The following is a 22,204-nucleotide window of genomic DNA, read 5'->3' as shown; positions in this document are numbered from 1 at the left end:
ACCCGCCCGTACGCCGGACCGCCCTGCCTGGGGGTGTGACCCATCCAATAGGCTTTCCGGTGAGCACCACCGAGCCGCGATCACGCGGCATACCGTCCCCATCCCAGAAGGACTTGGCATCGTGACTGTTCGCGTAGGCATCAACGGCTTCGGCCGCATCGGCCGCAACTTCTTCCGCGCCATCGAGGCGTCGGGCGCCGACATCGAGGTCGTCGCCACCAACGACCTGATGGACAACAAGACGCTGGCCCACCTGCTCAAGTACGACTCGATCCTCGGCCGCTTCCCGGGTGAGGTGACCTACGACGACACCTCGATCACCGCCGGCGGCAAGACCGTGCGCGTGTTCGAGGAGCGCGACCCGGCCAAGATCGACTGGGCGTCCGTCGGAGCCGACATCGTGGTCGAGTCCACCGGGTTCTTCACCGACGCGACCAAGGCCAAGGCGCACATCGACGGTGGCGCCAAGAAGGTCATCATCTCCGCGCCCGCCTCCAACGAGGACATCACCATCGTGATGGGCGTCAACGACGGCGACTACGACGCGTCGAAGCACACGATCATCTCCAACGCGTCCTGCACCACCAACTGCCTGGGCCCGATGGCCAAGGTGCTCAACGACGAGTTCGGCATCGTCAAGGGCCTGATGACGACGATCCACGCCTACACCCAGGACCAGAACCTCCAGGACGCCCCGCACAAGGACCTGCGCCGCGCCCGCGCCGCCGCCCTCAACATCGTGCCGACCTCGACCGGTGCCGCCAAGGCGATCGGCCTGGTGCTGCCCGAGCTGAAGGGCAAGCTCGACGGCTTCGCGCTGCGCGTCCCGATCGCCACAGGGTCGGCCACCGACCTCACCTTCGAGGCAGGCCGCGAGGTCACCGCCGAAGAGGTCAACGCCGCGGTCAAGGCTGCTGCCGAGGGCCCGCTCAAGGGCATCCTCGTCTACACCGAGGACGCGATCGTCTCCAAGGACATCGAGACCGACCCGGCCTCGTGCATCTTCGACGCGGGCCTCACCAAGGTGATCGGCAACCAGGTCAAGGTGATCGGCTGGTACGACAACGAGTGGGGCTACTCCAACCGCCTCGCCGACTTGGTGCTGCTCGTCGGCCAGTCGCTCTGACCCCTGGCTGAGACAGGAGCTGGTGCCTCGATGAAGTCCGTCACCGAGCTGGGCGACCTGCGCGGCAAGCGCGTCCTCGTCCGCTCCGACCTCAACGTGCCGTTGGAACACGGAGGACCCGCCGGCAGCCCGGTGATCTCGGACGACGGGCGGATCCGCGCGTCGGCGCCGACCATCAAGGCGCTGTCCGAGGCGGGTGCCCGCGTGATCGTGTGCGCCCACCTCGGGCGGCCCAAGGGTGCGCCGGAGGACAAGTACTCGCTCGCGCCGGTCGCCGCCCGCCTCCGTGAGGTGCTCGGCCAGGACGTCACGTTCGCCAGCGACACGGTGGGGGAGAACGCCCGCGCGGCGGTCGACGCCGCGCAGGACGGCGACGTCGTGCTCCTCGAGAACCTGCGCTTCAACCCCGGTGAGACCGCCAAGACCGACGAGGAGCGCGCCGAGTTCGCCCAGCAGCTCGCCGGGCTGGCCGACGTGTTCGTCTCCGACGGCTTCGGCGTCGTGCACCGCAAGCAGGCCAGCGTCTACGACGTCGCGCGGCTGCTGCCGTCGGCCGTGGGCGGACTGGTCGAGACCGAGGTCGGGGTGCTCCGGCGGCTCACCGAGGACCCGGAGCGCCCCTACGCCGTCGTGCTCGGTGGCGCCAAGGTGTCCGACAAGCTCGGGGTCATCGACAACCTGCTCCAGACCGCCGACCGCCTGCTCATCGGTGGCGGCATGGTGTTCACCTTCCTCGCGGCCCAGGACTACGAGGTCGGCAGGAGCCTGCTCGAGTCCGACCAGATCGAGCAGGTCAAGGGCTACCTCGAGCAGGCCAGGGAGCGGGGCGTCGAGATCGTCCTGCCCGTCGACATCGTGGCGGCCACCGAGTTCTCCGCCGACGCCGACCGCGAGGTGGTCCCCGCCGGAGCGATCCCGGCCGACCGGATGGGGCTCGACATCGGCCCCGAGTCCGGGGTGCTGTTCGCCGAGAAGCTCAAGGACTGCCGCACGGTCTTCTGGAACGGCCCGATGGGGGCCTTCGAGATGGAGCCGTATGCCGCGGGCACGGCAGCCGTCGCGAAGGCCCTGGTCGAGGTGACCGAGAAGGGGGCCCTCACCGTCGTCGGTGGTGGCGACTCCGCCGCCGCCGTGCGGCAGCTCGGCTTCGAGGACGCCCAGTTCGGCCACATCTCCACCGGCGGCGGCGCGAGCCTGGAGTACCTCGAGGGCAAGGAGCTCCCCGGTCTGACCGTGCTCGACGAGCCGGGCGCCTGAGCGACCCCCTGCGCACCGCAACCACGTACCCTTCGGTGGGCCGGGCACTCCGCCCGGCCCACCGGCATACCCCGCACCGCTCTCCCGAGGACTGAACCTGATGGCAGCCACGACCTCCGGCCGCACGCCCCTGATGGCGGGCAACTGGAAGATGAACCTCGACCACCTCCAGGCCACCCACCTGGTCCAGAAGCTCGACTGGACGCTGCGCGACGGCCGACACGACTTCGGGGCGGTGGAGGTCGCGGTGCTCCCGCCGTTCACCGACCTGCGCTCGGTGCAGACCCTGATCGACGGCGACCGGCTCGACCTGCGCCACGGTGCGCAGGACCTGTCGACGCAGGACAGCGGTGCCTACACCGGCGAGGTGAGCGGGGCCTTCCTCGCCAAGCTGGGCTGCACCTACGTGCTGGCCGGCCACAGCGAGCGGCGCGAGTACCACCACGAGACCGACGAGGTCGTCAACGCCAAGGTGAAGGCGGCCTACCGGCACGGCCTGACCCCGATCTTCTGCGTAGGGGAGCCCCTGGAGGTGCGCCAGGCCGGCACCCACCTCGAGCACGTGCTGACGCAGCTCGAGGCAGGGCTGGTCGACGTGACCGCGGCCCAGGCGGCCACCCTCGTCGTCGCCTACGAGCCGGTCTGGGCGATCGGCACCGGCGAGGTCGCCACGCCGCAGGACGCGCAGGAGGTGTGCGCTGCCATCCGCACCAAGCTCGCCGAGCTCTACTCCGGTGACCTGGCCGACGGGGTGCGGGTGCTCTACGGCGGCTCGGTCAAGGCTGCCAACGTGGCCGCGATCATGGCGCAGGAGGACGTCGACGGCGCCCTCGTGGGTGGTGCCTCCATCGACCCCGCCGAGTTCGCCTCGATCTGCCGCTTCAAGGACCACCTGGCCACCGCCTGAGCGGCGAGCAGGTATCCTGACCCCTGCTGCATTGCGCAGCGACAACTGACGTCGAATCGAGATGGGTGCTCCGTGGAAGCCGTACGCATTGGCCTGCAGGTCCTGCTGGTCATCGGTGGTCTGTTCCTGACGCTGCTGATCCTGCTCCACAAGGGCAAGGGCGGCGGTCTGTCCGACATGTTCGGCGGTGGCATGTCCACCTCGCTGGGCTCCTCGTCGGTGGCCGAGCGCAACCTCGACCGGTTCACGATCGCCGTCGGCATCATCTGGTTCGCCTGCATCGTGGGGATCGGTCTCATCGACCGGTTCTCCGCCTGACTCGCCCGCGCCCAGACACACCCTGACCTGAGAGGACCTTCCGCACATGGCAGGTGGCAACGCAATCCGAGGCAGCCGAGTGGGCGCCGGCCCGATGGGCGAGGCCGAGCGGGGTGAGGCGGCTCCCCGGGTGTTCGTCTCCTACTGGTGCGCCAACGGTCACCAGACCCGACCCTCGTTCGCCGAGGAGCCCGGTCTGGCCGTCCCCGAGACCTGGGACTGCCCGCGCTGCGGGTTCCCGGCCGGCCAGGACGAGGCCAACCCGCCCGCCCCGCCGAAGGTCGAGCCCTACAAGACCCACCTGGCCTACGTGAAGGAGCGCCGCTCCGACGCCGACGGCAAGGCCATCCTCGACGAGGCGCTGGCCACCCTGCGGGAGCGCAAGCTCATCCAGTAGTCCAGCACTTCTGGCCACCCATGCCGCACCCACACCCCGTTCGGGGCGCCTGACCCGGCACCAGTGGCCAGAAGTGCGGGGGTGCGGGGGGGTCAGGCGGGGAGTTCGGTGGCGGAGTCGCGGTCGACCAGCCAGATGGTCTCGCGGATGCCGCGCACCTGGGCCGCGCTCGACAGCTCGGGCCCGGCGCCGTCGACGCCGTTGCGCACCGCCTCGGCCTTGTCGGCACCCGCCACGAGGAACCAGACCCGGTCGGAGCGACCGAGGCACTCGAAGGTCAGCGAGACCCGGTCCGGCGGCGGTTTGGGGGAGTCGTGCACCGCGACGGCGATGGCGTCGGTGGTCAGCTGGGCCGGGTGACCGGGGAACAGCGACGCCACGTGACCGTCCGGGCCGACGCCGAGGATCATGACGTCGAACTCGCCGCCGCCGCTGCCCCGCACCGTGGCGGAGTACTGGTCGGCGCTGTCCTCGGCCGAGCTGCTGGCGTCCGGCCCCGGCACCCGGTGGACCTTGGCCGGGTCGAGGCCCAGCCGGTCGAGGCCGGCCGCGTCGTTCTGGGTGTCGTTGCGGTCGGCGTCGCCGGCCGGCAGGTAGCGCTCGTCGCCCCACCACACCGACACCGTCGACCAGTCGACCGCCCGGTGTGCGGGCACCTCGAGGATCGACGCGATGATCGCCGACCCGAGCGAGCCCCCGGTGAGCGACACGTGGGGCGCTCGGCCTGCGGCCTGCAGGTCGATGAGGGTGGTGACCAGGCGAGCGGCACCGCCGTCCGCCACCGACTGCTTGTCCGGGTGGACCACGACGATCGGGGCGGTGCTCATGCCTTGCGCGCCTTGGTCGACTTCGCGGTCTTCGCAGTCTTTGCGGGCCGCGCAGCCTTCGCGGTCTTCGCGGCCCGCGGGGCGGTGGCGGCCTTGGCGGCCTTCGCCTTCGGCGAGATCGCGGTCGACTTCGCCTTCGCGAGCTGGCGGGCGGCCGCCTCCTTGACGGTGCCGGTGTCGGCCTTGGGGGCCGGGGTCGGGGCCTGCACCATCTGAGCGCTGCTCGCCTTCGAGCTGCTCCGCGCCAGCCGGCGCGAGGCCCGCTCGGCGTCCTTCACCGACGGGGCCTCACCCTCACGCACCGCCTCGCTGGCGGTGACGGTCTTGGTGCCGACCCGCGCGAGTCCGTTGCGGATGGTGTCCTCGTAGATCTCGTCGGGGTCGAGCCGGCGCAGCTCGTCGGCGAGGCACTCGGCCGTGGCCCGGCGGGCCAGCGAGATCCGGCGCAGGGGCTGACCGGGCTGGCTCAGCGTCGCGATCGAGCCGTCCGGGCGGACCAGGTCGATGGCCCCACTGCGCCGCTCCAGGCGCACGCTGACCATGCCGGTGCCGTTGCGGGACCGCGCCCGCCGCACGGGGCACCGCAGGGTCTGGGCCAGCCACGCGGCCAGCAGGTCGGTCGACGGCGAGTCGGATCCACCGGTGACCGTCGCCTCCGTGACGGGCTCGAAGGGCGGCTGGTCGAGCGCCGCCGCGAGCAGCCCGCGCCACAGGGTCACCCGGGTCCAGGCCAGGTCGGTGTCACCGCGGGTGTATGCCGTGGCGCGCGACTTGAGCGCGGCCCGGGGGTTCTTGGCCTCGGCCGCGTCGGTGATCCGGCGCTGCGCCATCGAGCCGATCGGGTCCTGGGCGACGTGGGTCGGGGCGTCGGTCGGCCACCACGCGACGACGGGGGAGTCGGGCAGCAACAGCGGGATGACGACGCTGCGGCCGTGCTCGGTCAGGGCGCCGTAGAGCCGCAGCACGACGACCTCGCTCGCTCCGGCGTCGCCGCCGACCCGGATCTGGGCGTCGATCCGCGACTGGCCGCGCTTGTTGCCGATCACCACCGCGATGATGCGGCAGGGGTGCTGCCGGCTCGCGTCGTTGGCGGCCTCGATGGCCTCTTCGGCATCCTGCTCGTCGACGACGATCAGGAGGGTGAGCACCCGGCCGAGGGCCATCGCGCCGGTGTCCTGGCGCAGGGCGACGAGCTTCTTGCTGATCGCCACCGTCGTGGTGCTGGGCAGGTCGACGATCACCGGGTTCCCCCATCGGTAGCGGAACGGCGCTGTGGGGCACTCATGGCATCCTCCAGACGCGGCCGTCGCGGCTCATCATCTCGTCGGCGCCGGCCGGACCCCAGCCACCCGACATGTAGGGCTCGAGCCTGGCCTTCGACTTCGACCAGTACTCCTCGACCGGGTCGAGGATCTGCCAGGAGAGCTCGACCTCCTCGTGGCGTGGGAAGAGCGGCGGGTCGCCGAGCAGGACGTCGAGGATGAGCCGCTCGTAGGCTTCCGGGCTCGACTCGGTGAAGGCGCGGCCGTAGCCGAAGTCCATCGTCACGTCGCGCACCTCCATCTGGGCCCCCGGCACCTTCGCCCCGAAGCGCATGGTGATGCCCTCGTCCGGTTGCACGCGGATGACGATGGCGTTCTGGCCGAGCTCTTCGGTGGCGGTGTCGTTGAACGGCAGGTGCGGGGCCTTCTTGAAGACCACCGCGATCTCGGTGACCCGCTTGCCCAGGCGCTTGCCGGTGCGCAGGTAGAAGGGGACCCCTGCCCAACGGCGCGAGTCGATCTCGAGCTTCATCGCGGCATACGTCTCGGTGCGCGAGCCCTTGGCCACACCGTCCTCGTCGAGGTAGCCGATGACCTGCTCGCCGCCCTGCCAGCCGGCGGCGTACTGGCCGCGGGCGCTCGACTTGCCGAGGTCCTTGGGGTGACGCACGGCGGAGAGGACCTTCTCCTTCTCGGCGCGCAGGTGCTCGGCCGCGAACGACACCGGCTCCTCCATCGCGGTGAGCGCGAGGAGCTGGAGCAGGTGGTTCTGGATGACGTCGCGGGCTGCACCGATGCCGTCGTAGTAGCCGGCCCGACCACCGATGCCGATGTCCTCGGCCATCGTGATCTGCACGTGGTCGACGTAGTTGGCGTTCCAGACCGGTTCGAACATCTGGTTGGCGAAGCGCAGCGCCAGCAGGTTCTGGACCGTCTCCTTGCCCAGGTAGTGGTCGATCCGGAAGACCGCGTCGGGCGGGAACACGCCCTCCACGATGTCGTTGAGCTCGCGGGCGCTCTTGAGGTCGTGCCCGAACGGCTTCTCGATGACCACCCGTCGCCACGAGTCACCCTCGGCCTTGCTGAGGCCCGAGCGCTCGAGCTGCTCGCAGACCACCGAGAACGACGACGGCGGGATGGACAGGTAGAACGCGACGTTGCCACCGGTGCCGCGCTCGGCCTCGAGGCTCTTCACCGTCTCGGCGAGCAGGTCGAACGACGTGGGGTCGTCGAACGTGCCCGGCACGAAACGGAATCCCTCGGCCAGGTTGCGCCACACGCTCTCCCGGAACGGGGTCCGCGCGTACTGCTTCACCGCGTCGTAGACGATCTTGCCGAAGTCCTGGTCGGCCCAGTCGCGGCGGGCGAAACCCACCAGCGAGAAGCCCGGCGGCAGGAGCCCGCGGTTGGCCAGGTCGTAGATCGCGGGCATCAGCTTCTTGCGAGCCAGGTCGCCGGTCACCCCGAAGAGCACCAGGCCGCACGGGCCGGCGATCCGGGGGAGCCGCTTGTCGCGAGGGTCGCGAAGTGGGTTGCTGTCCTGCGTCACCCGCGTGGGGCTCATGCGTCGCCTTTCGCCGGGGACAGGTCGGTCAGCGCGCGGGTGAGCTGCGCCAGCCCGGCGTCGTGGTCGGTCAGGTGCAGCTGGAGCACGGGGCGCCCGTGCTCGGCGAGCACCTGCGCGTCGCCGGCCGCCTGCGAGGTGATGAAGTCGCCGAAGGTGAACTCGCGTCCGGGGATGGCGAGGTCCTCGTGCGGCGCCGTGGTCACCTGCAGGTAGACACCGGTGGCCGGACCGCCCTTGTGGAACTGCCCGGTGGAGTGCAGGAACCGCGGACCCCAGCCGAAGGTGGTGGGGCGTTCGGTATGACGGGCCAGTCCCGGCCGCACGTCGGCCAGGGGAGCGTCCGTGACCCGGTCGAGGTAGGCCATCACGGCGACGTAGCCGTGCTCCGGGTCGAGCTGTGCGAAGAGGGCCGCGAGGGCGTCCGCGGTGGTGCTCGCAGCGCCGAGCCAGTCGCCACCGAGGGACCGGATCTCGACCGCCCCGTCGGTGGCCGCGGGGGCCTCGGACTCGCCGATCCCCTTCTCCAGCAAGGCCCGCGCGGCCTTCTTGGCGCTCTCGACATCAGGCTGGTCGAACGGGTTGATGCCCAGGAGGCGACCCGCGGCGGCGGTGGCCACCTCCCAGAGCAGCAGCTGCGCGCCGAGGGAGCCGCTGACGGCCACCTCCGAACGGCTGCCATCGGCGGTGCCGTCGGGGCCGGCGCCCAGTCCGCCGAGGTCGTCGTCGGAGTCGTCGTCGCCGACCAGACGGGCAATGGTGACGTCCGCAGCCGGCCAGCGCACCTCGGGGTCGGAGTCACCGCCCACGACCACGGGGAGCACCCCGGTGCCGAGCTTGCCGGTGCTCTCGGCGATGAGCTGCTCGGCCCAGTCCGCGAACCCGACGATGCCCGAGCCGTCGTCGACGATCACCAGCTTGTCGCGCAGGGGGTCGGTGCCGGCCATGGCGGCGCCGAGCCGCAGGCCCGGGTTGCCGTCGTCGTCGGCGCTGAGCACGTCCCACACCGACTCCGCGTCGTCGAGGAGAGCTTCGATGTCAGCGCCGGCCAGGCCCGAGGGGACCAGACCGAATGCGGTCAGGGCGGAGTAGCGCCCACCGACATTGGGGTCGGCGTTGATGACCCGGTAGCCGCCGGCGCGGGACTCCTCGTCGAGCGGGCTGCCGGGGTCGGTGACGATCACGATGCGGGCCGTCGGGTCGATCCCCGCCTCGGAGAAGGCCGCCTGGAAGGCACGCCGCTGCGAGTCGGTCTCGACCGTGGAGCCGGACTTGCTCGAGACCACGACGACGGTGCGGTCGAGGTCGGTGATCGCGGCGCGGACCATGTCGGGTTGCGACGAGTCGAGGACCACGAGGTCGACCCCGGCCGTGGCGCAGATGACCTCGGGGGCCAACGAGGAGCCGCCCATGCCGCAGAGCACGACCCGGTCGACGCCTTCACCCTTCAGCTGCTCCCGCAGCGCGGCGACCTCGCCGAGCAGCGGGCGCGAGGAACGGGGGAGGTTGACCCAGGAGAGCCGGATCGCCGACTCGGACTCGGCGTCCGGGCCCCAGAGCGTGGCGTCCTGGGCGAAGAGCTTGCTGGCGAACTGCGCCTCGACGAGCTCGCCCACCCTGGAGGCGATGGCGTCGGCTGCCGCGCCGGACGCCACCACGCCGAGCGAGCTCACTTGCCGTCCTGCTCCACGTCGGCGCGGGCCAGGTCGAGATCGCGCTGGGCCTCGTCGAGCAGCTCGCCCCAGGCGTCCTCGAACTTCGAGACACCCTCGCGCTCGAGCAGCGCGGTGACGTCGGCGTAGGAGATACCCAGGCCCTCCAGGGCGTCGAGGACACCACCGGCGTCGGCATACGCCCCGGTCACCTCGTCGCCGGTGACCTCGCCGTGGTCCCGGACCGCGTCGAGCGTCTTCTCCGGCATGGTGTTGACCGTGTTGGGCGCCACGAGCTCGGTGACGTAGAGGGTGTCCGGGTAGGCCGGGTCCTTCACACCGGTGGAGGCCCACAGCGGGCGCTGGGCGTTCGCGCCGTCGTCGGCGAGGTTCCTCCAGCGCGGCGTCGCGAAGACCTCTTCGTAGGCCTGGTAGGCGAGGCGTGCGTTGGCGACGCCGGCCTTGCCCTTGAGGGCCTTCGCCTCGTCAGTGCCGAGGGCGTCGAGTCGCTTGTCGATCTCGGTGTCCACGCGCGAGACGAAGAACGAGGCGACCGAGTGGATCTTGGACAGGTCCCTGCCTGCCTCACGGGCCTGCTCGAGGCCGGTCAGGAAGGCGTTCATCACCCCGCGGTAGCGGTCCAGCGAGAAGATCAGCGTGACGTTCACGCTGATGCCCTCGGCGAGCACCTGCGAGATGGCCGGCAGCCCCTCCACGGTGGCAGGGATCTTGATCAGCACGTTCTCGCGACCGACCGCCTCGGCGAGCTGCTTGGCCTGCTCGACGGTCTTGGTGGTGTCCTTGGCCAGCCGGGGGTCGACCTCGATGGAGACGCGACCGTCGACCCCGTTGGTGGACTCGTAGAGCGGCATGAAGATGTCGCACGCGTTGCGGACGTCCTCGGTGGTGAGCTTGAAGACGGCGTCGTCGACCGTGTCGCCGGCGGCGGCGTAGGAGCGGAGGTCGGCGTCGTAGCGGTCACCCTTGGCGAGGGCGGCCTGGAAGATCGAGGGGTTGGTGGTCACCCCGACCACCCCGAGGTCGATCAGCTCCTGGAGGTTGCCGGTCTCGATCCGCTCGCGCGAGAGGTCGTCGAGCCAGACGGAGACGCCGTTGTCGGCGAGGGCCTTGAGGGCGTTGTCGGTCATGACAGATCACTTTCCCTTGACGGTCTTGAGGGACTTCTTGGCGGCGGCCACGACTGCGGCCGCGGTGAACCCGAACTCGCGGAAGAGGGTGGCGGCGTCGGCGGACGCACCGAAGTGGTCGATGCCGATGATCTCGCCGGCGTCGCCGACGATGTCGCGCCAGCCCTGCGGGACACCGGCCTCGACGGAGACGCGCGCCTTCACGGCGGCCGGCAGGACCTTCTCCCGGTAGGCCGGGGTCTGCTCCTCGAACCACTCGCGGCACGGCATCGACACGACTCGCGTGGCGATGCCGGCCTTCTCGAGGGTCTCGCGAGCCTCGACCGCGAGCTGCACCTCGGACCCGGTCGCCACGAGGATCACGTCGGGCGTCGCCTTGCTCGAGTCGTAGAGCACGTAGGCACCCTTGGCGACCCCGCTGACCTTGCCCGCGCCGTTGGCACCCGAGCGGTCCACGATCGGCAGGTTCTGGCGGCTCAGGGCAAGCCCCGCCGGACGACGGTTGCGCAGGATGGTCAGCCACGCGGCACCGGTCTCGTTGGCGTCGGCCGGGCGGACGACGTCGAACGACGGGATCGCCCGCAGTGCGGCCAGGTGCTCGATCGGCTGGTGGGTCGGGCCGTCCTCCCCGAGCCCGATCGAGTCGTGCGTCCAGACGAACGTCACCGGGGCCTGCTGGATGGCGGCGAGCCGCACCGAGGGGCGCATGTAGTCGGAGAAGACGAGGAACGTCCCGCCATAGGGGCGGGTCAGCCCGTCGAGGGCGATCCCGTTGAGGATCATGCCCATCCCGAACTCGCGGATGCCGAAGTGCAGGGTGCGGCCGTAGGGCCCACCCGACCACTCACGGGTCTGCTTGGACTTCGGGATGAAGGACGGCTGCCCCTCCATCGTCGTGTTGTTGGACTCCGCGAGATCGGCCGAGCCACCCCACAACTCGGGCGCCACGTCGGCGAGCGCGCCGAGCACCTTGCCCGAGGCCGCGCGGGTGGCGATGCCCTTGGCATCGGCGGCGAAGGTCGGAACCGCCTTGTCGAGCCCGTCGGGCAGCTTGCCGGCGACCAGCCGGTCGAGCAGGGCGGCCCGCTCGGGCTCGGCCTTGCGCCACGCGGCATACCCCTTGTCCCAGGCCTTGTGGGCGGCCTTGCCGCGCGCCACCACCTTGCGGGTGTGGGTCAGCAGCGAGCGGGGGACCTCGAAGCTCTTCTTCGGGTCGAAGCCGAGCAGCTCCTTGGTGGCGGCGATCTCGGCGTCGCCGAGGGCCGAGCCGTGCGACTTGCCGGTGTCCTGCTTGGTGGGAGCCGGCCACGCGATGATGGTGCGGAGCACGACCAGGGTGGGCTTGCGCGAGGTGCGGCTGCGCTCCAGGGCGGTGAAGAGCTGGTCGATGTTCTCGACGTAGCCACCGCTGGAGCCGTCGCCGCGCCAGTCGATCGTGACGGTGTTCCAGCCGTAGGCCTCGTAGCGCGCTGCGACGTCCTCGGAGAACGAGATCTCAGTCTTGTCCTCGATCGAGATCGTGTTCTGGTCGTAGATGACCGTGAGGTTGCCGAGCTCCTGGTGACCGGCCAGCGCGGAGGCCTCGTGGGTGACGCCCTCCATGATGTCGCCGTCCGAGGCGAGCACCCAGACGTGGTGGTCGAACGGGCTGGTGCCCGCCTTGGCGTCGGGGTCGAAGAGACCGCGCTGGCGCCGCTGCGCCATCGCCATGCCGACCGCGGCCGCAAGGCCCGAACCCAGCGGACCCGTCGTGATCTCGACGCCGTTGGTGTGGTGGACCTCGGGGTGGCCGGGGGTGAGCGAGCCCCACGTGCGCAGCGCCTTGAGGTCGTCGAGCTCGAGCCCGTAGCCGGACAGGTAGAGCTGGATGTACTGGGTGAGGCTGGAGTGCCCGCAGGACAGGACGAACCGGTCTCGGCCGAGCCAGTGCGAGTCGGACGGGTCGTGCCGCATCACGTTCTGGTAGAGCAGGTATGCCGCGGGCGCCAGGCTCATCGCCGTGCCCGGGTGGCCGTTGCCGACCTTCTGGACGGCGTCGGCGGCGAGCACCCTGACGGTGTCGACCGCGCGGACGTCGAGTTCGGTCCAGCCGGCCTTGCGCGCGACCGGCGGCCGCAGCGAACTGCTGCGCTTCCGCACGGGTGTCGACTTGGCGGAGCGGGTCGTGGTGGGCACGGATTGGTCTCCTCACACTGAGCTGAACAGGCGTCGCACGGCAACGCTCCGAGACTAGTCCCGAGCGTGTCGCCCGTCGCATCCAGTCCCGTCCACCAGACACCTCCAGACCGGGGATAGACTGGCCGCCGCTCCACCCCCCTGCCCGCCCCTGCACCACCCGTGAAGGACGCCGTGACCGCACTCGATCCGTCTGCCCGGATCTCCGCGTCCCCGTCACCCGGGCAGCGCAGCAAGGCTGCGGCATACCTCGCGCTCACCAAGCCGCGGATCATCGAGCTGCTGCTCGTGACGACGATCCCGGTGATGTTCTTGGCTCACAAGGGGATTCCGTCGCTGTGGCTCATCGTCGCGACACTGGTCGGCGGCGCCCTCAGCGCCGGGGCGGCCAACACCTTCAACTGCGTCTACGACCGCGACATCGACGCGGAGATGCACCGCACCAGCAACCGGCCGATGGTCACCGGAGAGATCACCCCGCGCGCGGGGATCGTGTTCGGCGTCATCCTCACCGTGGTCTCGACGGTGTGGTTCGCGGTGTTCACCAACTGGCTGTCCGCGGCCCTCTCGCTGGGTGCGATCGTCATGTATGCCGTGGGCTACACGATGATCCTCAAGCGGCGCACCGCGCAGAACATCGTCTGGGGTGGCGCGGCCGGGTGCATGCCGGTCCTCATCGGGTGGTCGGCCGTGGCCGACTCGGTGTCGTGGTCGGCCGTGATGCTCTTCCTCGTCATCTTCTTCTGGACACCGCCGCACTACTGGCCGCTGTCGATGAAGTTCAAGGACGACTACGCCGCGGCGCACGTGCCGATGCTGCCGGTCGTGCAGGAGTTCGTCGTCGTGGCTCGGCAGATCGTGGCCTACTCGTGGGCGATGGTCGCGGCCTCGCTGGCCCTGGTCTGGGTCAACCCGATGGGGTGGGTCTACCTCGGCACCGCCGTCGTGACGGGCGCGCTGTTCCTGGCCGAGGCGCACCGCCTGCTGCGCGCCGCGAAGACCGGCGCCGGGCCGAAGGTGCTGAAGCCGATGCGGCTCTTCCACTTCTCCATCACCTACGTCGGCATCCTGTTCCTGGGGGTCGCCCTCGACCCGCTGGTGCACCTGCCCGTCTTCAGCCGCTGAGCGACTCAGGCCGCTGAGCGGCTCAGTCGTCGAGCGGTTCAGTCGTCGAGCGGCTCAGTCGTCGGGCGGCTCAGTGGTCGAGGGTCGGCATCTCGCGTAGCCCCCGCAACGGGCTCCAGTACATCGACAGGCAGGCGAGCACGTGGATCGCCGCCATCACCAGGATCGTCGGGCGGAGCCCGATCGCGCTGCCGAGCGCCCCGGCGGCGAGGCCGGCCAGGGGCATGGTCCCGAGGTTGACCACCTGGGCGGTCGTGACCTGCCGGGCGATCATGTGCTCGGGCACGTAGCGGTTGCGCCAGGCGCCGCGCACGATGTTGCCGGCGACCACGCCGATGCCCACCAGGAGCAGGCCGGCGACCAGTGCGACCAAACCGGCGCCGGGGGCACCGAGTGGCACGAGGAGGGCGGGGGGACCGGCCAGCAGCTGGAGCGCGAGCAGCGCGCGGGCCGAGCCGAGCCGCTGCGAGACCGTGGTCGCGATCAGCGCCCCGAGCACGCCGCCCAGTGAGGCGACAGCCATCACCAGGCCCACCGCGCCCGAGCCGAGGTGCACCTCCCGCACGAGGAAGAGCACGATCAGCGCGCCGTACCCGGTGAGACCGAAGTTGCTGATGCCACCGACGACCGTGAAGAACCGCAGGATCCGGTCCTGCCGGATGTAGTCGACTCCCTCACGGATCCGCTGGCGCAACGAGGGCTGGTCACTGTCGACCACCTCGCGCGGCTCGGCCGGGGGCAGCTTGAGCCGCCACAGGCAGCCTGCGGAGACCAGGAAGCTGACCGCGTCGACGAGCAGGCCCCCGGCGCTGGACAGGACCTGGGCGAGGAGGCCGCCGGCTCCCGGACCCGCGACCTGCATCGCCGACTCGGTGCCGAACAACCGGGCGAACGCGGACTCCTGCTGCTCGCGCGGCGCGACCTGACGGACCAGGGCCGGGTAGGCGGCCCGGAAGAAGACGGTGCAGACGCCGTTGCAGAACGCCGCCACGGCCAGGTGGGGGAGCGTCAGCAGGTCGAGCGCCCAGGCCACTGGCACGCTGGCCAGGGTCAGGGCGGCGGCGAGGTCGCTGAGGATCATCACCCGCCGCGCGGGCAGGGTGTCGACCCAGGCGCCGGCGGGGAGCCCGATCAGCAGCCACGGCACCCACGCGGCCGCGGTGAGCACGCCCATCCAGCCGGGGCCCGCATCGAAGCCGACCACGGCCAGCAGTGGGAGCAGGATCGAGGTGGTGGCGTTGCCGAGGACGCTGACGCCCTCGCCGAACCACAGCAGGCTGAAGTTCCGGTTGCGAGCCAGTGGGGGAGGCGGGGCAACCGGTGCGGGGTTCGTCGTCATGGCTGGGCCGGGAACCCTCGGGCGAAGACGAGCACGGACTCGCGCTCGACGCCGTCGTCCGGCACCTCTCGCCGGGACCAGCGCATCAGCAGGTCGACGACCTCGTTGGCGAGGTCGGTGAGCTCGTCCGGCGTCAGCCGCATCCAGTTCTGGGTGGCGAACGCCGCTGCGTCCCACTCGGGGGCCGAGGCCGCGTTCGCGTTCCAGGTCTGCGTGCGCTCGAACTGGCGCTGGAGCGCCAAGGCCTCGGCCGCGTAGGCGGCGGTGACCGCGGCGGTGTCGTCGGCGAAGTCCGCGCGTGACCATCGGGTGCCTGAGTCCACCAGGCGCCACCACCGCTCGCGGCGGTCCTTGGCCAGCTCGGGCGCCTCTTCGACCAGCCCGGCCTCGGCGAGCACCTTGAGGTGGTGGCTGGCACTGCCCACGGCCTGACCGGTCCGGGCGGCGAGTGCGGAGGCGGTTGACGGGCCGTCCACCTTGAGGGCGTCCATCATGCGGGAGCGGAACGGGTTGGCCATGGCCGACAGGGCCTTGGCGTCGGTGACCGTCCGGATTCCGGGTCGCTGGGCTGGCTTCATGTGCACAAGACTACTTGCACAAGTCTCATTGCACAAGAGCTCTTGTGGATTAGGTCAGCGGGGGGCAGACGAGCGCAGCGCCACCATCGCGCGGGTCAGGGCCACGACGAGCAGCGTCGCGAGGAGCATGTGCACCAGCACCACGACCCACGGCAACCCCGTGAGGTACTGCGTGTAGCCGACCACTCCCTGCGCGATGGTCACCGCGAAGACCGCCGCCCAGGCCCGCCCGGGTCGTGCGGTGCTGGCCGTCAGCCGGCTCGCGATCCAGACGGCGACGACGAGGCCCACGAACAGCATCACCGCGTCGGCGTGCAGCCACGAGATGGTGCGCGGGTCGAAGCCGAACCGGGCCGGCTCGTCGGCGTCGCCGGAGTGCGGGCCGGAGCCGGTCACGACGGTGCCGAGCAGCAGCACGACCGCGGCCACCGCGCAGGTGGCCCATCCGAGCCGCTCCACGAGCGGGTGCACCGTCAGAGCGCGCGGACCAGCAGGTTCGGGGGCCCGGAAGACGAGGTAGGCGGAGGCGGCGACGAGGCACATCGACACCAGGAAGTGGGCCGCGACGGTGACCGGGTTGAGGCCGGTGCGCACGGTGATCCCACCCAGCACGGCCTGCACCCCCACGCCGGCCAGCACGCCGATGGCGGGCACGAGCAGGTCGCGCCGACGAGCGGCCCAGCGCCACACCGCATACACGGACGCGATGGCGGCGATGCTCACCACGCTGGTGAGGGTGCGGTTGCCGAACTCGATGTAGCGGTGCCAGCCCTCGGCCTGGTGGGGGACCGGCGTGTAGGACCCCGGCACGCACTCGGGCCAGGTCGGGCAACCGAGACCGCTGCCCGTCAGTCGCACGAGGCCGCCGGTGACCACGATCAGCACCTCGACCACGAGGTTCGCGAGCAGGATGCGCGGCAGCCACCCGGTGCGGGTGGTGGGCTCGGCGACGGCCGTGGCCGAGGTCGGGGCGGGCGCTGTCGTCACGCCACGAGGGTACGGCTCAGGGTGGACCCTGACGCGGTTGGGGGAGGCCCCTCATGGTGCGGGACGCTGAGCGCTGGCTGACTGGACGCATGGTGACGAACACGTGGCGGGCGGGGCTGGCAGTCGGGTACGCGGCACTCTTCGCGGTCGCGGCCCTGACCGCGCGACCGGGCTGGCTGGTGACCGGTCTCGCCGTCGCGGCCACCGCCTGTTGGGCGAGTGCGCGGACGCCGGGTCAGTCGTTCCAGCGGAAGAACCGGCGGGCCGCGAGCGTCGCGCCGACCGCCCACGCCGTCAGCACGAGCCACGCCCCCGGGGCTGCGTGGCCGTCGACGAGGGCCGCCCGCAGGCTGTCGCCGAGCGCGGCCGAGGGCAGCAGGCTGAGCACCGTCTCGAACCGCGCGGGCAGCTCGGTGCCGGCGACCACGACACCGCCGAGGCCGAGCAGCGCGACCCACAGCAGGTTGGCGACGGCGAGCACACCCTCGGCCCGCAGGGTGCCTCCGAGCAGCAGGGCGAGGGCCGCGAACGCCCAGGTCCCGAGGATGAGGGCCACGAGCGCAGCGGGTATGCCGCGGCCGGCCGGCTCCCAGCCGAGCGCCGCCCCGAGGGCGCCGATGAGCACGACCTGCACGGCGATGACGGCGAGCACGGCGACGGCCTTGGCCAGCACCAGCCCGCCCCGACCCAGCGGAGTGGTCCCGAGCAGCCTGAGCACGCCGTAACGACGGTCGAACGCCGTCGAGATGGCCTGGCCCGTGAACGCCGACGAGATGACACACAGCGCCAGGACCCCCGGGACGGCGAGGTCGACCCGCCGACCATCGCCCAGCGAGATCGACTCGGCCTGCACCAGGCCGACCAGGACCGCGGCGGGCAGCAGCACCGCCACGAGGAGCTGCTCGCCGTTGCGCAGCAGGGTGACCGCCTCGAAGCGGGCCTGCGCGAGCACCCTCGTGGCCGGGGACGACGGCCCCGGGCGCATCGCCCCGAGGGCGGCTTCGGCGCCGGCCGGGTCTGCGGTGGTCACGCGACGGACCTGCGGGTGAGGGCGAAGTAGCGGTCCTCCAGGCGGTCGCCCCCGGTGACCTCGGCGAGCGACCCCTCGGCGGCGACGCGACCGTCCGCGACGACGACGACGTGGTCGGCCAGCCGCTCGGCCTCCTCGAACGAGTGCGTCGTCAGCACCACGGCGACCCCCTCGTCGGCGAGTGACCGGACCAGCTCCCAGACGTCGAGCCGGGCATGGGGGTCGAGGCCCGCGCTCGGCTCGTCGAGGAAGACCACCTCGGGGCGGCCGACCAGGGCGGTGGCCAGGGCCACCCGCTGACGCTGGCCGCCGGAGAGGCGTCGCACGCTGGTGTCGGCGAACCGGTCGATCCCCAGGCGCTGGACGAGCGGGTCGAGGGGGGCGGGCGCGGCATACATGCTCGACAGGTGGCGCAGCAGCCGCACGGGACGCGCGGACGCCGGAAGACCGCCGTCCTGGAGCATCACGCCGACGCGCGCGCGGTGCGTCGCGGAGGCGAGCCAGGGGTCCGACCCGAGGACGCGGACCTCGCCGCCGTCGGGGCGGCGCAGTCCCTCGCAGCACTCCACCATCGTCGTCTTGCCTGCGCCGTTGGGTCCGAGCACGGCCGTCACCGCGCCCGCGGAGCCCTGCCACGACGCGCCGTCGAGGGCCACCACACCGCCGTAGCGCTTGGTGAGGCCGGAGACGAGGACGGCAGGTGGCACGCCCCTGAGTCTAGGTCGCCGCCCGCGCACCTCACGCCACCGGTCGTGAGGGCCTCAGACCCGGCTGGGCCCCGTGATGCTGGGCGACTTCCCCATGTGAGGGGGTACCTCAGAGGCGAACGGTGGAGTCATCCGCACGACAGACCCACCACCCGAAGGAGCACGGCCATGAGTCTCACCGCACATCCGTACGTCGTCCTCGCCGAGCAGCAGTGGAAGCAGGAGAGCCTCTCCGGGGCGAACCTCGCCGGGCGCCGTGCGCGCCGCACCTCGCGCCGTCGCCGCCCCCACATCGACTGGCGTCTGCGGCGGCCGCTGGGACAGCTCGCCCGCCACACGCCACGGCCGGTCTGACCCGACCCGCCCGACAGGGCGAGCACACCGCCTAAGGCCCCTGAGGAGGGAGCCGGCCGCAGATAAGGCAGTCGCCCCATGTGGACCGCCACCTCAGACCGTCAGGTTGGGGGTATCGCAGCAGCAGACCGAAGAGAAGCCAGAAGGAGCACACCATGAGCATCACCGCAGACCCGCTGTTCGTCGCCGCCGAGGTCCAGTGGCGGACCGAGAGCCTCTCGGCCGGACTGGCCCACGCGGCCCCAGCCAGGCACCACGGCCACGCGATCCGCACCGCCCTGCAGCGGGTGCGCCAGTCGCACCGCCACGGGCGGCCGACGGCCGGGCGCCACGCAGCTCGCGTCGCCTGAGCCGGCCCGGCTGATGGCGACCGCGCTGCACCGCGAAACCCACGAGACCCTGTCGGACCCCTCCGACATAATCGGTCTCGTGGGTTTCGAGCGTTCGGCAGCCGGGTTGTTCGTCGGGCGTGACGACGAGGCAGATCTGCTCGCCCGGCGCCTGGGCGTCGACGCCGGTGACGACCCCGACTCCACCGGCTTCGTGCTGCTCTCCGGTGACGCGGGCATCGGCAAGACCCGCATCCTGGCCGAGGTCGCCGGTCGGGCCCGTGCGGCCGGCTGGGCCGTGCTCACCGGCCACTGCCTCGGCGAGGCGGGCCAGGCGCTGCCCTACCTGCCCTTCATCGAGGTCCTCGGCCGGCTCGAGGGCAGCTCGCCCGAGCTGCTCGACCGCGTGCTCACCGCCCACCCCGGCCTGTCCCGCCTGGTGCCTTCCCGACGGCACGAGCCCAATCCCGACGACCCGGCCGACGACGTCGTCGACCGGGGCGACCTGGTCGAGGCGGTCCACGCAGCCCTCGACGACCTCGCCGCGGACACCCCCCTCCTGCTCGTGGTCGAGGACGTGCACTGGGCCGACCAGTCCTCGCGCGACCTCCTCACCCTGCTCTTCACCCGCGGCTTCTCGCGCCGGGTGAGCATCGTCGCGTCCTACCGCAGCGACGACCTGCACCGCCGCCACCCCCTGCGCACCACCCTGGCGCACTGGGCCAGGCTCGGCGACGTCGAGCGGGTCGACCTCGCGCCGCTGCCCGACCACGCCGTTCGAGAGCTGGTCCGGGGACTGCAGTCGGGCCTGCACGCGCAGCCGCTCGCCGAGGCGCAGGTGCGCGAGGTGGTCGAGCGCGCCGAGGGCAACGCGTTCTTCACCGAGGAGCTGGTCGCGGCCACCGCGCTCGGAGGCACCGGCCTCGCCGAGGACCTCTCGCGCCTGCTGCTCGTCCGGTTCGACCAGCTCGACACCTCCGGGCAGCACGTCGTCCGGGTGGCGTCGGCAGCAGGGCGGCACGTGTCCCACCGGTTGCTCGCAGCGGTGGCCGGCCTCGGCGACGCCGAGCTCGACTCTGGGTTGCGCGACGCGGTCGAGCGGCACGTCCTGGTGCCCACCGACAGCGGCGGCTACGCCTTCCGCCATGCCCTCCTGGGCGAGACGGTCTACGACGACCTGCTCCCAGGGGAGCGGGTCCGGGCGCACGAGCGGTATGCCGCCGCGCTGGCCGACGACCGCACCCTCGGCACCTGGGCCGAGCTGGCCCGCCATGCGGGTGCCGCCGGCCTGCGCGAGCAGGCACGCGAGGCCAGCGTCCAAGCGGGCGACTCGGCGCTGCGGATGGCCGGTCCCGAGGAGGCCTTCCGGCACTTCAAGAACGCCCTGGCCCTGATGCCCGAGAGCGACCCCGAGGTCGACTCCGTGACGCTGCGGGCCGCGGCAGCCGCGACCGCCGTGGGCCGTGCGGTCAAGGCGCTCGAGCTGCTCGAGGAGCGGTTGCGCCGTCGGGCACCCGGGGCCGACCCGGTCGGCCGTGCCGAGCTGCTCGCCGCCGTCTCGACGACGGCACGGATCACCGAGAGCACCCTCGACACCCTCGCGGCCACGAAGGAGGGGCTCGGCCTGCTCGACGCCGAGGACCCGGACGACCTGCGCACCGCGCAGGCCCGCGCGCGGCTGCTGGGGGCGCGGGTGCAGGCGCTGGTCGACCGCGGTCGTGACGAAGAGGCCGCCCGGGCCGCCGCAGAGGCGGTCAGCGTGGCGCGGGCCGCGGGTCTGCCCGACGTCGCCGACGAGGTGGAGGTGGTCGAGGCCCGGGTCATCGAGCGGGTCGGTGACCCGGAGTCCAGCCGGGCAGCTCTCGAGCGGATCATCGGCAACGGCGCGCCGACCGGCGACCCCGCTCAGGTGCGCGCCTTCCACCACCTCGGCTCGCTGCACCACCGGGCCGGGCGGCTCGACGACGCCGTCGAGGTCTACCAGCGAGGGGCTGAGGCCGGGGCTCGGGCCGGCCGCCCGTGGGCTCCCTACGCCTTCGACGCCCGGTTGCTCGCGGGGATCGCGGCCTACGAGGCGGGTCGCTGGGACGACGCCGACCGCATCCTCGACGCCACGTCGCAGGACCCGCCGCAGCCGGCCGAGGCGCTGCTCACCGCCGCCCGGCTCTGCCTGGCCGCCGGCCGGGGCGAGGGTGGCTTCGTCGCCGCCCTCGACTCGACCCGGCCCTGGTGGGACGAGGAGGGCCTGGTCGCGGTGCTCGCCGTCGGTGCCGCGATCGACCTGTACGGCCACCAGGACGACCTGCCCGGGGCGTTGCTGGTGCACGACGAGGGGGTCGAGTCGCTGACCCGCATCTGGCACCGCCACTTCCAGGCCCAGACCCGGCTCAGCGCCCTGGTGCTCGGTCAGCTCGCCACCCACGTCGGACGGGCGTCCAGCGCCGAGCGGGCCCAGCTGCTGGCGCGTGGCGTCGACGCCGCCGAGGCTGCCGAGGCGGTGTGGGCCCGGGTGTCCGAGATGCCGGGCCAGCACGGTCCCGAGGCGCAGGCCTGGATCGCCCGCGCCCGCGCCGAGGCGCTGCGGCTGCGCTGGCTGGGCGGCGAAGCCGTCGATGCCGCCGAGCTGTCGGAGGCCTGGCGGGTCACCGTGGCGGCGTTCGAGGACTACGGGCACCGCTACGAGCTGGCTCGCTCACGGGCCCGGCTTGGCGCCGCCCTGCAGGCGGCCGGAGACCCGGCGGCCTCCGACGTGCTGCAGGCTGCGCTCGAGACCGCTCGTGAGCTCGGTGCCGAGCCCCTGCGCGCTGAGATCCGTCAGGCCGGTGGGCGGGCGTCCGCCGGCCAGCGACCGGCCGACCGGCTGGGGGAGGCGCTGACCCCGCGCGAGCAGGAGATCCTCGCGCTGGTCGCGCTCGGCCGCAGCAACCGTCAGATCGGCACCCAGCTGTTCATCAGCGCCAAGACGGCCAGCGTGCACGTCTCCAACATCATCGCCAAGCTCGGTGTGACCGGGCGCGGCGAGGCCGTGGCGGTGGCCCGCGACAGGGGCCTGCTCGACTGACCCGACCGCACTCCGGGCCACCCGTGCCGGGTGCGGGGCCCCGGAACGACCGGGGACCCCG

20 protein-coding genes are annotated in these 22,204 nt (G+C 72.0%); 9 read left to right on the top strand and 11 right to left on the bottom strand.

Translation table 11 applies throughout. The features are described from left to right. Positions 1 to 121: 121 nt before the first annotated feature. The 5 genes from gap to BLQ34_RS05695 all read left to right on the top strand — a co-directional run bounded on the left by gap (position 122) and on the right by BLQ34_RS05695 (position 4,005). Complete coding sequence (gene gap / locus BLQ34_RS05715; RefSeq protein WP_091782713.1) at positions 122 to 1,126, top strand: type I glyceraldehyde-3-phosphate dehydrogenase; 1,005 nt, start codon at positions 122 to 124, stop codon at positions 1,124 to 1,126. A 30-nt stretch (positions 1,127 to 1,156) separates the two neighbouring features. After that, positions 1,157 to 2,383, top strand: coding sequence for a phosphoglycerate kinase (locus BLQ34_RS05710; RefSeq protein WP_091782710.1), 1,227 nt, complete (start codon positions 1,157 to 1,159; stop codon positions 2,381 to 2,383). Between the two features lie 100 nt (positions 2,384 to 2,483). Further along, a complete protein-coding gene (tpiA, locus tag BLQ34_RS05705) occupies positions 2,484 to 3,290 on the top strand; it encodes a triose-phosphate isomerase (RefSeq protein ID WP_091782707.1) in 807 nt (268 codons plus the stop codon). Between the two features lie 72 nt (positions 3,291 to 3,362). Continuing rightward, positions 3,363 to 3,608, top strand: a complete 246-nt coding sequence (secG, locus tag BLQ34_RS05700) for a preprotein translocase subunit SecG (protein WP_091782704.1) — start codon at positions 3,363 to 3,365, stop codon at positions 3,606 to 3,608. A gap of 46 nt (positions 3,609 to 3,654) precedes the next feature. Beyond that, positions 3,655 to 4,005, top strand: coding sequence for an RNA polymerase-binding protein RbpA (locus BLQ34_RS05695; protein WP_091782702.1), 351 nt, complete (start codon positions 3,655 to 3,657; stop codon positions 4,003 to 4,005). Positions 4,006 to 4,097: 92 nt separating this feature from the next. Here the strand turns inward: BLQ34_RS05695 and pgl are convergent, their stop codons facing one another. Genes pgl through tkt form a run of 6 tightly spaced genes read right to left on the bottom strand, consistent with a single transcriptional unit; the run spans position 4,098 to position 12,633 of the window. Further along, positions 4,098 to 4,832 carry a 6-phosphogluconolactonase gene (pgl, locus tag BLQ34_RS05690; protein WP_091782698.1) on the bottom strand — a complete coding sequence of 245 codons (735 nt, stop codon included), beginning with the start codon at positions 4,830 to 4,832 and terminating at the stop codon, positions 4,098 to 4,100. Next, positions 4,829 to 6,073: a glucose-6-phosphate dehydrogenase assembly protein OpcA gene (opcA, locus tag BLQ34_RS05685; protein WP_091782695.1), complete on the bottom strand. Its 1,245-nt coding sequence runs from the start codon at positions 6,071 to 6,073 to the stop codon at positions 4,829 to 4,831. Before opcA ends, pgl begins: the two co-directional genes overlap by 4 nt. A gap of 40 nt (positions 6,074 to 6,113) precedes the next feature. Then, a complete protein-coding gene (zwf, locus tag BLQ34_RS05680) occupies positions 6,114 to 7,658 on the bottom strand; it encodes a glucose-6-phosphate dehydrogenase (protein ID WP_091782692.1) in 1,545 nt (514 codons plus the stop codon). Further along, complete coding sequence (locus BLQ34_RS05675; RefSeq protein ID WP_091782689.1) at positions 7,655 to 9,331, bottom strand: glucose-6-phosphate isomerase; 1,677 nt, start codon at positions 9,329 to 9,331, stop codon at positions 7,655 to 7,657. The genes zwf and BLQ34_RS05675 overlap by 4 nt, the downstream gene beginning before the upstream one ends. Then, on the bottom strand, positions 9,328 to 10,458 hold the full coding sequence (tal, locus tag BLQ34_RS05670; RefSeq protein ID WP_091782686.1) for a transaldolase: 1,131 nt from the start codon (positions 10,456 to 10,458) through the stop codon (positions 9,328 to 9,330). Before tal ends, BLQ34_RS05675 begins: the two co-directional genes overlap by 4 nt. A gap of 6 nt (positions 10,459 to 10,464) precedes the next feature. Continuing rightward, positions 10,465 to 12,633 carry a transketolase gene (gene tkt, locus BLQ34_RS05665; protein WP_091782683.1) on the bottom strand — a complete coding sequence of 723 codons (2,169 nt, stop codon included), beginning with the start codon at positions 12,631 to 12,633 and terminating at the stop codon, positions 10,465 to 10,467. Between the two features lie 174 nt (positions 12,634 to 12,807). Here tkt and BLQ34_RS05660 point away from each other — a divergent pair, with 174 nt between their 5' ends. Next, positions 12,808 to 13,758, top strand: a complete 951-nt coding sequence (locus tag BLQ34_RS05660) for a heme o synthase (protein WP_091782680.1) — start codon at positions 12,808 to 12,810, stop codon at positions 13,756 to 13,758. Between the two features lie 70 nt (positions 13,759 to 13,828). On the opposite strand, the gene BLQ34_RS05655 is transcribed toward BLQ34_RS05660, so the two are convergent. The 5 genes from BLQ34_RS05655 to BLQ34_RS05635 form a co-directional block, all read right to left on the bottom strand. Continuing rightward, positions 13,829 to 15,097: an MFS transporter gene (locus tag BLQ34_RS05655; RefSeq protein WP_091782677.1), complete on the bottom strand. Its 1,269-nt coding sequence runs from the start codon at positions 15,095 to 15,097 to the stop codon at positions 13,829 to 13,831. Beyond that, positions 15,094 to 15,675 (bottom strand): ArsR/SmtB family transcription factor, encoded by a 582-nt coding sequence (locus BLQ34_RS05650; protein ID WP_091782674.1) that lies wholly within the window; start codon positions 15,673 to 15,675, stop codon positions 15,094 to 15,096. Before BLQ34_RS05650 ends, BLQ34_RS05655 begins: the two co-directional genes overlap by 4 nt. Positions 15,676 to 15,729: 54 nt before the next feature. Continuing rightward, on the bottom strand, positions 15,730 to 16,662 hold the full coding sequence (locus tag BLQ34_RS05645; protein WP_091782671.1) for a COX15/CtaA family protein: 933 nt from the start codon (positions 16,660 to 16,662) through the stop codon (positions 15,730 to 15,732). Between the two features lie 235 nt (positions 16,663 to 16,897). After that, on the bottom strand, positions 16,898 to 17,692 hold the full coding sequence (locus BLQ34_RS05640; protein WP_331712528.1) for an ABC transporter permease: 795 nt from the start codon (positions 17,690 to 17,692) through the stop codon (positions 16,898 to 16,900). Beyond that, positions 17,689 to 18,399 (bottom strand): ABC transporter ATP-binding protein, encoded by a 711-nt coding sequence (locus tag BLQ34_RS05635; protein WP_091782668.1) that lies wholly within the window; start codon positions 18,397 to 18,399, stop codon positions 17,689 to 17,691. Before BLQ34_RS05635 ends, BLQ34_RS05640 begins: the two co-directional genes overlap by 4 nt. A 168-nt stretch (positions 18,400 to 18,567) precedes the next feature. Between BLQ34_RS05635 and BLQ34_RS05630 the strand changes: the two genes are divergently transcribed. From BLQ34_RS05630 to BLQ34_RS05620, 3 genes are all read left to right on the top strand, one after another. Further along, positions 18,568 to 18,753, top strand: coding sequence for a hypothetical protein (locus BLQ34_RS05630; protein ID WP_091782665.1), 186 nt, complete (start codon positions 18,568 to 18,570; stop codon positions 18,751 to 18,753). 155 nt (positions 18,754 to 18,908) lie between these two features. Continuing rightward, positions 18,909 to 19,103 carry a hypothetical protein gene (locus BLQ34_RS05625; protein WP_091782664.1) on the top strand — a complete coding sequence of 65 codons (195 nt, stop codon included), beginning with the start codon at positions 18,909 to 18,911 and terminating at the stop codon, positions 19,101 to 19,103. Between the two features lie 79 nt (positions 19,104 to 19,182). Further along, positions 19,183 to 22,143, top strand: coding sequence for a helix-turn-helix transcriptional regulator (locus tag BLQ34_RS05620; protein WP_172829356.1), 2,961 nt, complete (start codon positions 19,183 to 19,185; stop codon positions 22,141 to 22,143). Positions 22,144 to 22,204: the final 61 nt, after the last annotated feature.

The organism is Pedococcus dokdonensis, from assembly GCF_900104525.1.
GTDB lineage: Bacteria > Actinomycetota > Actinomycetes > Actinomycetales > Dermatophilaceae > Pedococcus > Pedococcus dokdonensis.
This window is presented reverse-complemented; position numbering and strand designations above follow the sequence as displayed.

Excerpts from the sequence above, each read along its gene's own strand:
- BLQ34_RS05710 (WP_091782710.1), top strand. The coding sequence starts at position 1,157 with ATGAAGTCCGTCACCGAGCTGGGCGACCTGCGCGGCAAGCGCGTCCTC.
- tpiA (WP_091782707.1), top strand. The coding sequence starts at position 2,484 with ATGGCAGCCACGACCTCCGGCCGCACGCCCCTGATGGCGGGCAACTGG.
- BLQ34_RS05695 (WP_091782702.1), top strand. The coding sequence starts at position 3,655 with ATGGCAGGTGGCAACGCAATCCGAGGCAGCCGAGTGGGCGCCGGCCCG.
- pgl (WP_091782698.1), bottom strand. The coding sequence starts at position 4,832 with ATGAGCACCGCCCCGATCGTCGTGGTCCACCCGGACAAGCAGTCGGTG.
- zwf (WP_091782692.1), bottom strand. The coding sequence starts at position 7,658 with ATGAGCCCCACGCGGGTGACGCAGGACAGCAACCCACTTCGCGACCCT.
- tal (WP_091782686.1), bottom strand. The coding sequence starts at position 10,458 with ATGACCGACAACGCCCTCAAGGCCCTCGCCGACAACGGCGTCTCCGTC.
- BLQ34_RS05655 (WP_091782677.1), bottom strand. The coding sequence starts at position 15,097 with ATGACGACGAACCCCGCACCGGTTGCCCCGCCTCCCCCACTGGCTCGC.
- BLQ34_RS05650 (WP_091782674.1), bottom strand. The coding sequence starts at position 15,675 with ATGAAGCCAGCCCAGCGACCCGGAATCCGGACGGTCACCGACGCCAAG.
- BLQ34_RS05630 (WP_091782665.1), top strand. The coding sequence starts at position 18,568 with ATGAGTCTCACCGCACATCCGTACGTCGTCCTCGCCGAGCAGCAGTGG.
- BLQ34_RS05625 (WP_091782664.1), top strand. The coding sequence starts at position 18,909 with ATGAGCATCACCGCAGACCCGCTGTTCGTCGCCGCCGAGGTCCAGTGG.